Here is a 10,673-nt window from a genome sequence, read left to right on the forward strand (position 1 = left end):
CGGTCTCCCTGGTGCGCCGGGCTGTCTGGCCACCATCCCCGGACGCGATCGCATGGCGCCGGGTTGACACCAGCATCGGGGTGTCAGGACATCACGACTTCGCCGTGCGCATCATGCCGTTCGTCCGCGCGACGGATCACGCTGCAGCATCACACGCCCACCGCTCCCCAGGCTCCACGTTCGTGACGATCGCGATCCGCCCCTCTCACGAGCCCGGGATGGCCGGAAACATCCGCCTGATTTGCCCGACGAGGCAAGGCGCAAATTGCCCGACGGAATGCGACAAACTGGCACGACGGGCATTTTGCGGATAGCTGCCATGAACTGACCGCTCCGCAATGCACGGCCGCTCGAGCCGGTGGCGATGCTGTGGATCGACCAGGCCATCAAGCGCAGCACGGGACGTTGCGCTGGCGGTGGTGCGCCGCGGCCCCGCTTCGTCCTGAGACCGCAAGGCCCGGTGGATTTCATCAACACGCGCGACGCTGCAGGCAGTGCTCGCGGCCTTCGACATCCGTCCGGAACGACTCGATGAAGCCGCCTTGGCGCTGGGTCACGTAGACGGTCTTGCCGTCGCTGCCGCCGAAGGCGAGGTTGGTTGGCTCCTTGGCTTTGAGGGAAACCTCGCGGATCGCGCGGCCGTCGGGCGCGAGCACGGCGATCGTGCCCTTCAGGATGCGGGCGACTAGCAGGCGGCCGCTGATGTCCGTGCGCAGGCCGTCGATCGTGTTCGGCTCGAACCGCGCGATCAGTTTCGCCCGGGTCAGCGCGTCACCTTCGATCGCGTAGGACCAGACTTCGCCGCTGTTGGATTCGCCGACATAGAGCGTGCGGCCGTCGGGGCTGAGATCGATGCCGTTGGTGGTGCCCATCGCGCGGGGTGCGGTCATGGCCACGCCTTGCATCGTGCCGTCCGGGCCCTTAGTGATCCGCCAGATGCGGCCGCTGCGCGCCTTGAAGGCTGGATCGCTCGCATAGATCGCACCGTCGCGCGCCAGCGTGATGTCGTTGGGCTGGCTCATCTCGTCGGCATGGAAGATGATCTGCGGTGCGGTCGTGCCCGGCGCGACAGCGAAGATGTTGTGCTTCTTGTAGTCGGCGATGAACATCGTGCCGGCCGCGTCGATGCGGATCGCGTTGCCGATGCTGCCGTCGGGGAGATCGGTGAATCTTTCCGACGAGGTCGCGTCTGGTACAAGGCGGCCGATCGTGCCGGGCTTGCCGAGATTGACGACGTAGAGATTGCCGTCGCGATCGACCGCCGGGCCTTCGATGCCGAAGGTGTATTCGCCTGACGGCGTGAGCTGCGCGCTCTCGAACAGCTTTGGCATGGCGAGGGCAGGCGCGGTTGCGAGCAGGAGCATAACGGCAGCCACACGCGACATGCGTAGGGTGGGCAAAGGCGCGAGGCAGCGCATCCAGCCGCGAGGCGCCCTCTCGTGCGCACGGTGCCCACCATCACGACTACCGGCGCCTGCGGCTGGTGGGCACGCGCCGCCTGCGGCGGTCGCTTTGCCCACCCTGCGATTCATGCGCCACCCGTCAGAGCGGCACCAGGAACTGCTGTTGGATGTAATAGCCATTGTCGTCCGTGCAGGTGCCGTTGAGGTGGATGTCGGCCGGCCGGAAGAAACGGCTGAAGCCGGGCTTATTGACGGCAGATCGCTCCGTCACCACGACAACCTTGCCAAACGGAATGTCGCCGCATTCGCGGCCGTCGGCGGCAAAGAACTTGCGATGCGGCGGGCCGCCCGGCTTGACCCGCATGCGGCTGCCCGGAACCATGCGCGCGACGAGGTCGTCGACGACATCAAGCAGCCTGGCGTAGCCCGGTTCCGTCTTGATCAGGGTCGCGCCCGGCGGCATCTGCCGCTCGGCGCCCAGCCCGCGCAGGCGCTGCCGCAGCCGGCCGGCGTCGGGATCGCCCGGATAGATCCAGCCGTCCTGCGCCAGCAGGAAGCGCAGCACGGCCTTGTCCTTCTCGTTGTCGGACTGTCCGGCCTTGAGGCCGAAATCGGAATGGCAGCCGCCGCAATGCGTCTCGACCAGATCCTTGCGTACCGTCGTCAATCGCGCGCGGCTGGCAGTGTCCTGCATCGCCAGGGCCACGAGGCGGTCGATCAGTGCATCGCTCCTGGTGTCGCAGGGGAGCGGATCGGGCGCGGCTTCGGCCGAGCGGTCGATACGAATGACGGCCTGGTTCTTGTCCTCGACCAGCCACAGCGCGCCGTCATCGGCAACGGTCATGCCGACCGGCGCGCCCTGCGGGCGGACGCCGTTGACGCGATGCCAGCCGCTGATGATCTCCTCGAACGCCGCGGCCGATGCAGGGCCCGACGCCGTCTGGAACGCGCGCGTCGGCTCGGCGGCGCAGCTGACGTGATACCGCACCGGGGCAGGGCTCACCTTGGGGAAGCCGTGCGCGTCGACCTCGTAGGCGAGCAGCCGGCTGCCGGTCGGACGGTAGCCGTGCAGGCCGACCAGCAGCTTGCCCTTGAGCTCATCGAAGCGTTCGCCGGTGTAGTAGAGCATGCCGAGCGGCGCGCCATGCGGCGGCAGCAGCGACCACGGCTGCTTGTAGAGCGTGGCCGAATTGCAGAAGTCCTTCAACGGACCTGCCTGCATCACGCGCTTGAACTCCGGGCTCGGCGTCGCGAGATCATAGCAATAGGGCCAGCCGTAGTGGCGGCCCTGCTCGATGGCGTTGATCTCCTCGTTCGGCGCGAACGCGTCCTGCAGGTCGCGGGCGTTCTCGCCCTGCAGGAAGGCGGTGCCGGGGTCGGGAAAGCGCGGATGCAGCGCCAGCGCCATCGAGTTGCGCAGGCCGCGGGCGAACACCTGGTGCGGCGGATCGGGCTCGCCTTGCTTCAGCGCCGGGAAGATGCCGCCCGCCGGCGGCGTGAACGACCAGATCGCGGCCAGCGGCGAGGCGCCGTCGGCCGCCGCGCAGGGCCGCGTGATCGGCGCGGGCGAGAGGCAATTGTCGCTCGGCGAGCCGATGTTGACGAACAGCCGCCCGGTGCGATCGAAGGCGAACGCCTTCAGCGGATGCGCGCTCTCGGTGAGGCGGGTGCCGTCGGGCAGCGTCAGGCTGCGTCCCGGCAGGTCGCGGATGATGGTTTCGATCGTCGCTCTCGGATTTTCGGCGAGCGGATCGAAGCGGAAGATCGACGTGTCGGTCGACGCATAGATCCGGCCGTCGGGACCGGCGGCGAGGCCGAACGGATAGGACAGCCGCGTGATCGCCTCGCGGATGCGCTGGCCGGCGGGCGCCGCGGGATCGAGGATCAGCAGCCGGCCGTCGTCATGGCCCCAGCCGCCCATGTCCGCGACGACGAACAGCGGCTTGCCCGGGATCTGCACGATGCCGCGGGGAAACTTCAATCCGTCGTCGCGGCTGGCGACGAGGCCGGCGCAGAAGCCGGCCTTCATGTCGATGCGCAGGCGGGGAAAGGCGAGGGGGGCTTCGCCGCAGCTGGCGGGACCGAGCGCGTAGCCGCTTCTGAGCGTGATGTCCTCGCTGCGCCCGGCGCCGGCGCCGGCCAGCAGGGCGGTTGCGACGGCTGCCAAGATGCGCCACTTCCTCATCGGTGTGCTCAATGCGTCAGATGATATTGCAGGATGTAGGCGGCGGCGCCGGCGACATAGCCGAGTAGCGCAATGAAGCTGATGCGGCGGACGTACCAGAAGAAGTGGATGCTCTCGAGCCCCATCGCGGCCACGCCGGCCGCCGAGCCGATGATCAGGATCGAGCCGCCGGTGCCGGCGCAATAGGCGACGAACTCCCACAGAAAACTGTCCGGCGGATGCTGGCCGAGGCCGTACATGCCCATGGCGGCCGCGACCAGCGGCACGTTGTCGATCACGGCGCTGGCGAGGCCGAGCACGATCACGATCAGGTCGAGCCGGCCGACCGTGCGGTCGAGCCATTGCGCCAGCGCCTGCAGGACATGGGTGTGCTCGAGCGCTGCGACCGAAAGCAGGATGCCGATGAAGAACACGATCGAAGGCATGTCGATGCGGGTCAGCGCATGCACCAGCGTCAGCCGCTGCTTCTGCTCGGAGGCCTTCTCGCGGTGGATGATCTCACCGACCAGCCACAGCACGCCGAGGCCGAACAGGATGCCCATGAACGGCGGCAGCCCTGTCGCGGCCTTGAATGCCGGCACCAGGACCAGCACGCCGAGGCCGAGCCCGAACATCAGGTTGCGTTCGAACGGCAGGATCGGACTGATCGAGGCGAGCCCCGCGCTCGCCGGCGGCACGAGCTGCTGGCCGCGCAGGGTGAAGCTGACGACGGCGAGCGGCACCAGCAGGTTCAAGAGCGAGGCGAGGAACACCGATTTCATGATCGCGAGTGGCGTGATCTGGCCGCCGATCCACAGCATGGTGGTGGTGACGTCGCCGATCGCCGACCACGCGCCGCCGGCATTGGCGGCGATGACGATGATCGATGCAAAGACGAGGCGGTCCTCGTCGCGGCCGGCGAGCTTGCGCATCAGTGACACCATCACGATGGCGGTCGTCAGGTTGTCGAGCATGGCGCTGAGGAAGAAGGTGACGAAGCCGACCAGCCACACCAGCGTGACTTGGCTGCGCGTGCCGATCAGCGATGTCACCACCTCGAAGCCGTTATGAGCGTCGATGACCTCGACGATGGTCATCGCGCCGATCAGGAAGAAGATGATCTGCGCGGTCGAGGCCACGGAGTCGTTGAGTTCGCCTGCGACCTGTGCCGCCGCGCCACCTGACAGCGCATAGATTGTCCACATCAGGCCGGCGCCGACCAGCGCGGTGGCCGCCTTGTTGATCCGGAACGGATGCTCCAGCGCCACCACGGCATAGGCGAGGGCGAAGACGGCGACGAGGGCCGTGGTCATTCCAGGGGGCTTCCGGTCATGGATCTCGGCAGGGCAGGATGGAACTGCCCAAGATATGACCGATCGGCGCCCGGCCAGCAAGCCGGGGACTAGACCATCGCGGCGGTGATGGCGTCGGCCTGGCTGCGGATCGCGCGGATCTCGGCGGCGCTGCGGCGCTCGAGGTTGACGTACTGGTTGCGCATCCGGCCGTTGTTGGCGAAGCGGCGGCGGTGCTTGGCGAGGAAGCTCCAATACAGCGTCGTGAACGGGCAGGCCCGGTCGCCGGTGGCCTGCTTCGGGTCGTAGCGGCAGTTGCGGCAATGGTCGCTCATGCGGTCGATGTAGTGGCCCGAGGCCGCATAGGGCTTGGTGCCGACCACGCCGCCGTCGCCGTGCTGGCTCATGCCGAGCGTGTTCGGCAGCGATACCCAGTCTATGGCGTCGTGGAACATCGACATGTGCCAGAGGTGCACCTCGTAGGGCCGGACGCCGAGCAGCATCGCGAACAGGCCGAGCACCATCAGCCGCTCGATGTGATGCGCATAGGCGTGGTCGATGGTGTGGCCGATCGCCTGCGACAGGCAGCGCATCTCGGTCTCGCCGGTCCAGTAGAAGCGCGGCATCGGCAGGCTGGCGTCGAGCGCATTCTCGTCGGCGTAACGGGGCATGCGCTGCCAATAGATGCCGCGCACGAATTCGCGCCAGCCGATGATCTGGCGCACGAAGCCTTCGAGCGCGTTCAGAGGCGCGTTGCGGCTGTCGAGCGCGGCGTCGACCACCTCGCGCGGGTTCAGCATGTGCAGGTTCAGCGCGCCGGACAGTCGCGAGTGATACAGGAACGGCTCGTCGGTCAGCATCGCGTCCTGATAGGTGCCGAACAGCGACAGCCGCCAGCTGACGAAATCGTTCAACTCGGTCAGCGCGTCGACGCGCGACACCGGCAGGTCGAAGCGCTCGAGCCTGCCCGGGCTGTTGGAGAAGCGCGCCGCGACCAGCTTGAGGACATCGCGCGTGATCGCATCCGGCGCGTAGGAGCGGGGCACGGGAATGGGCGGGCGCGACTTGCCGAAACCTTTGCGGTTCTCGGCGTCGAAGTTCCAGCTGCCGCCGATCGGCCGCCCGCCTTCGTCGAGCAGCAGGCCCGTCTTGCGCCGCATCGCGCGGTAGAATGTCTCCATGATCGGGCGCGGATGGCGCTCGGTGAAGGCGTCGAACTCGTCTGCCGTGCACAGGAAGTGCCGGTCGAGGCGGAATTCCGGCCGCTGCGGCAGCTTGCGGAGCGATTCGCGGACACGGAAATCGCCGGGCTCGAGAACGATCGTCGCCTCGGGCTTGAGCACGGCCTGATGCCGCGCGATCTCGCTGTCGAGCGCGCCGGTGTTGGCGGGATCGTCCAGCCGGACGTAGTGCACACGACGGCCGCGCGATTCGAGATCGGCATGGAAGTGGCGCATCGCGGCGAAGAAGTAGGCGATGCGCATCTTGTGCTGGGGCACGTAGGTCGCCTCATCGGCGACCTCCATCTGCAGCACGACGTCCTGCTGTGGATCGAAGCCGTCGAACGCAGCCGAATCCGCATCGAGCTGGTCGCCCAGCACGATGACGAGATGTCTGACGGTCCTTGCTTTCGTCATGATGTCCCGCAGCAGGTCAGGCCGCCGCCGCGGTCACGGTGTGGGCATGTCCCAGGCAGTCCTTGCGCACCGCGGCCAGGCTGCGATGCAGCCAGGTCTTGATGGTGCCGACCGGCACGCCGAACCGCTCCGACAGCCGCGTCCGGCTTTCGCCCTCGAGATAGGCCAGCGCCAGCAGGCGCCGCCGCTCCTCCGGCAACCGCTCAAGAGCCTCGCGGGCGATCGGTTCCGCCTGCGCGTAGTCGAACTCGTCGTCCGCATCGGTGGCGGCGGGGTCGGGGATGGCCAGCGCCTCGTCGAGCTCCGACGTCGGCACGCCGGTCGCGCGCAGGCTGTCGATCGCGGTGTTGCGCATGATCGTGCACATCCAGGTGATGGGCGAGGCGCGCGCCGGATCGAAGCTCGCGGCGTGCCGCCAGACCTTCACGTAGCCGTCCTGCAGGATGTCGTCGAGATCGGCGGAGGATGGCAGCAGGGCACGCACAGTCTTTCGCATCTTCACGATCGTCGCGGCATGGAGCTCGGCGAAGGCCTGCTCGTCGTTGCGGCCGGCGCGGGCCAGCAGGCCGCTGAGATGCGCGACGTAGCTCTTCTGATCCGCGCCTGATGACCGCATCCATCTCCTCCATCCGCTTCCTGGTCGAAACGGGGCAGAGCGAGATGCGGATCACCGCCAGCGTGCGGCCGTCATTATGGGAAGGCAACTGGCGGATCGTCCAGACGCAGGCGCATCTGAACGATCATGACTTCGCCGAGTAGGGGGAAACGTCAGAGCCGGACGAAGGGGCTGATCAGCCGGCCGAGCAGGCCGTGCATGCGCAGGTCCCCGGTCATCGCCACCAGGCACACACAGGGGCCCTCGTCCCCGACGACGGGACGATGATCGACCTCGTCGTCGCCGTAATCGAAATCGCCGGGACCATAATAACCGCCGAGATGGCTGAAGCTGCCCTTCAGCACGCAGGTCAACTCGTTGCCGGAATGGGTATGTTCCAGCATCCGCGCGCCGGGCTCCGAACGCAGCAGGAACGCGCGCGACTTGCCGTCGCCCGACAGCATGATGGGACGCATGCTGATGCCCGGCGCGACCCGGCGGCGCTTGCCGATCTTGTAGCGCTTCACCATCTCCGGCAGATCAGCCAACTCGGGATCGATCTCTGCGATCGCGCTGACCTGCCGAGCGGGCTGGGGGCGGCGGTCGATCCGGGCCATCACGGCATCGAATGCATCGGCGCGCATTGCGACCGGCTCGACCTGGGCGAGCGAGGCGCCGGCGAGCTGCTCGATGGCGCGGACGAAGCGCCGGCATCGGCCGCACTCGGCGACATGGACGCCGACAACGAGCCGCTCGGCCTCGTCGAGCGCACCAGTGGCGTAGTCGGCCAGCAGGTCTTCCGGCGGGTGATGGCTGATCGTCATGTCGCGTCGTCCAACAGGTCTCTCAGGCGGTTCATCGCCAGTCTGATTCGTGATTTGACGGTACCGAGCGGCAGGCCGAGCACTGCCGCGATTTCCGAGTGGGGTCGTTCCTCGATGAACGACAGGCGGATCACGGTGGATTGCTCCACCGACAATCTTTCGATCGCGGCCGCCACCCGTGTGGCATCCTCGACACGGGAGACGATCTGGTCGGCCGCGAGCGTCGGGTCGGCCTCCTCGTCGAGGACGATCTCCTTGCTCAGCCGGCCCTCGCGGGTCGCCTTGCGGGCGGCATCGATGCGCTGGTTGCGCGCGATGGTGAAGATCCAGGCGGCAGCTCCGGCCGTCGACGGGTCAAACTGGCCCGCCTTGGTCCAGACGGATACCATCGTCGACTGGGCGATTTCCTCGGCCTCGTCGGGATTGCAGCCGGTCTTGATCAGAAAGCCTTTGATACGCGGCGCGAAATGCTCAAACAGGGCCTTGAACGCCTCGCGGTCGCCGCGCGCGGCGACTCGTCCGATCAATTCCGCCCAGTCCACAGTTGCCTTCGGCCCTCTGCTCGCACTCGCCACGGCCCGGACACCGGAGCCCCGCGCCAATCTCTGGCGGGACGATGCCACGTTCCATGACGCTAATCTAGCCGCTCTCAGTCGCGTGGTCATGATCCCCGGCACGCTTTGTCGATACCGGGGAACGCACGGGATTTCGGGCTGGATCACAGCGAGACCAGATTTTTTCGCGATCCTCAATCCTTGAGGTCGGAATTTACCATGGCCAGGAACTCCTGGCGGCTCATCGGGTCGGTGCGGAAGCAGCCGAGCATGCGGCTGGTGGTGAGGTCGACGCCGTGCTTCTTGACCCCGCGCGAGCTGATGCAGTGGTGGGCGGCCTTGATCACCACCGCGACGCCCTGTGGCTGCAACACATCGTTGATGATGTTGGCGATCTCGGCCGTCATCCGCTCCTGGATCTGCAGCCGGGCGGCATAGGCCTCGACCACCCGGGCGAGCTTGGAAATGCCGACGACGCGGCTGCGCGGCACGTAGCCAACCCAGGCCCTGCCGATGATCGGCGCCATGTGGTGCTCGCAATGGCTCTGGAACGGAATGTTCCGCAGCAGCACCATCTCGTCGTAGCCGGCGGTCTCCTCGAACGTCTTGCGGAGGTAGTCCTCGGGGTTCTGGTCGTAGCCCGCAAAGTAGCTCTTGTAGGCACGGGCGACGCGGGCCGGCGTCTCGGACAGGCCCTCGCGCGTCGGGTCCTCGCCGATCCAGGTCAGGATGGTGCGGATCGCGTCCTCGACGTCGTCCTGGGTGACCGTCACGGGGTCGCAGACGAAAGGCAGTTTCTTGGCTGTGTTGCGCACTTGGGGGCTCTCCGAAAGCAGGGAAACGGAAGCTCCGGCGCGCTGGATCACCCGCCCGGGAAATTCGCGCCGCCTCAATCGAGCGCGTCGAGCGCCGCGCGGATGGTGCGGAAGATCGCCTCGATCTGCTCCTCCGACACGATCAGGGGCGGCGACAGCACCAGCGTGTCGCTGGAGCCGCGGATCAGCACGCCATCCTCGAAGCAGCGCGCCGCGACCTCACTGCCGCGGGCGCCCAGCGCGCCGTCGCGCGGCTTGAGGTCAATGGCCGCGAGCAGGCCGATGTTGCGGATGTCGATCACATGCGGGGCCTGTCGCAGCGCGTGGGCCGCTTTTTCCCACAGCGGCGCGATCCGCCGGGCACGTCCGAACAGATCCTGCTCCTGATAGACGTCGAGAGCCGCGAGCGCGGCGGCGCAGGCGAGCGGATGCGCTGAATACGTATAGCCGTGGAACAGCTCGATGCCGGCCGGGCCGCTCATCATCGCCTCATGGATCTTGCGGTGGACGATGACGCCGCCCATCGGCACCGCGCCGTTGGTCATGCCCTTGGCGCAGGTGATGAGGTCGGGGGTCACGCCGAAGGCGTCGGCCGCGAACGCCGCGCCGACCCGGCCGAAGCCGGTGATGACCTCGTCGAAGATCAACAGGATGCCGTTGCGGTCGCAGATCTCGCGCAGCCGCTCGAGATAGCCGACCGGCGGCGGCAGCACGCCGCCCGAGCCGGTCACAGGCTCGACGATGACAGCCGCGACCGTCGAGGGATCATGCAGCGCCAGCAATTTGTCGAGCTCGTCGGCGAAGTGCACGCCCCAATGCGGCTGGCCGCGCGAGAACGCGGCGCGCTCAGGATCGTGGGTGTGCGGCAGATGATCGATCTCCGGCAGCAATGGCCCGAAGTCGCGGCGATGGCGCGACAGGCCGCTGACCGAGAGCCCGCCCCAGCCCATGCCGTGATAGGCGCGGGCACGGCTGATGAAGCGGATTCGCTCACCCTGGCCGCGGGCGCGGTGATAGGCACGCGCGATCTTGAGCGCGGTATCGACGGACTCCGAGCCGGAGTTGGTGAAGAAGACGTGATCGAGGCCTTCGGGCGCGATCGCGGCGATGCGCGAGGCGAGCTCGAACGCGGCCGGATGACTCATCTGGAAGGACGACACGAAATCCAGCGTCGCCGCCTGCGCCTGGATCGCCTCGACGATGCGCTTCTGGCCGTGGCCGGCGTTGACGCACCACAGCCCCGCCATCGCGTCGAGCACGCGGCTGCCGTCCGGCTTGACGTAGTGCATGCCCTCGGCGGCGACGAACAGGCGCGGGTTGGTCTTGAATTGTCGGTTCGGCGTGAACGGCATCCAGAACGAGTTCAGCTCGGCGTCGCCGAGCGCGGAA

General features: G+C 67.5%; 10 protein-coding genes. 1 reads left to right on the top strand and 9 read right to left on the bottom strand.

Features of this window, described 5'->3' with window-relative positions:
* Nucleotides 1-470: 470 nt before the first annotated feature.
* The 5 genes from BRAS3809_RS30215 to BRAS3809_RS30235 form a co-directional block, all read right to left on the bottom strand.
* On the bottom strand, nt 471-1,364 hold the full coding sequence (locus BRAS3809_RS30215; RefSeq protein ID WP_008965818.1) for an SMP-30/gluconolactonase/LRE family protein: 894 nt from the start codon (nt 1,362-1,364) through the stop codon (nt 471-473).
* A gap of 178 nt (nt 1,365-1,542) precedes the next feature.
* On the bottom strand, nt 1,543-3,588 hold the full coding sequence (locus BRAS3809_RS30220) for a PQQ-dependent sugar dehydrogenase (RefSeq protein WP_008965819.1): 2,046 nt from the start codon (nt 3,586-3,588) through the stop codon (nt 1,543-1,545).
* An 8-nt stretch (nt 3,589-3,596) separates the two neighbouring features.
* On the bottom strand, nt 3,597-4,880 hold the full coding sequence (nhaD, locus tag BRAS3809_RS30225; RefSeq protein ID WP_008965820.1) for a sodium:proton antiporter NhaD: 1,284 nt from the start codon (nt 4,878-4,880) through the stop codon (nt 3,597-3,599).
* An 89-nt stretch (nt 4,881-4,969) separates the two neighbouring features.
* Nucleotides 4,970-6,496, bottom strand: a complete 1,527-nt coding sequence (locus BRAS3809_RS30230) for a cryptochrome/photolyase family protein (protein WP_008965821.1) — start codon at nt 6,494-6,496, stop codon at nt 4,970-4,972.
* Nucleotides 6,497-6,512: 16 nt separating this feature from the next.
* Nucleotides 6,513-7,112 (bottom strand): RNA polymerase sigma factor, encoded by a 600-nt coding sequence (locus BRAS3809_RS30235; RefSeq protein ID WP_008965822.1) that lies wholly within the window; start codon nt 7,110-7,112, stop codon nt 6,513-6,515.
* Here BRAS3809_RS30235 and BRAS3809_RS36905 point away from each other — a divergent pair.
* Complete coding sequence (locus BRAS3809_RS36905; protein WP_170323353.1) at nt 7,103-7,255, top strand: hypothetical protein; 153 nt, start codon at nt 7,103-7,105, stop codon at nt 7,253-7,255. The genes BRAS3809_RS30235 and BRAS3809_RS36905 overlap by 10 nt on opposite strands.
* A gap of 9 nt (nt 7,256-7,264) precedes the next feature.
* On the opposite strand, the gene BRAS3809_RS30240 is transcribed toward BRAS3809_RS36905, so the two are convergent.
* The 4 genes from BRAS3809_RS30240 to aptA form a co-directional block, all read right to left on the bottom strand.
* The gene (locus tag BRAS3809_RS30240) at nt 7,265-7,915 is read right to left on the bottom strand and encodes a ChrR family anti-sigma-E factor (RefSeq protein WP_008965823.1); all 651 of its coding nucleotides are present in this window, start codon (nt 7,913-7,915) and stop codon (nt 7,265-7,267) included.
* Nucleotides 7,912-8,457 (bottom strand): sigma-70 family RNA polymerase sigma factor, encoded by a 546-nt coding sequence (locus tag BRAS3809_RS30245; RefSeq protein WP_008965824.1) that lies wholly within the window; start codon nt 8,455-8,457, stop codon nt 7,912-7,914. The genes BRAS3809_RS30240 and BRAS3809_RS30245 overlap by 4 nt, the downstream gene beginning before the upstream one ends.
* Before the next feature lie 206 nt (nt 8,458-8,663).
* Entirely contained in the window at nt 8,664-9,284 is a 621-nt protein-coding gene (folE, locus tag BRAS3809_RS30250) for a GTP cyclohydrolase I FolE (RefSeq protein ID WP_008965825.1), read from the bottom strand.
* A 74-nt stretch (nt 9,285-9,358) separates the two neighbouring features.
* Nucleotides 9,359-10,636 carry an omega-aminotransferase AptA gene (gene aptA / locus BRAS3809_RS30255; protein ID WP_008965826.1) on the bottom strand — a complete coding sequence of 426 codons (1,278 nt, stop codon included), beginning with the start codon at nt 10,634-10,636 and terminating at the stop codon, nt 9,359-9,361.
* Between the last annotated feature and the right edge of the window lie 37 nt (nt 10,637-10,673).

Source organism: Bradyrhizobium sp. STM 3809, from assembly GCF_000239795.1.
GTDB lineage: Bacteria > Pseudomonadota > Alphaproteobacteria > Rhizobiales > Xanthobacteraceae > Bradyrhizobium.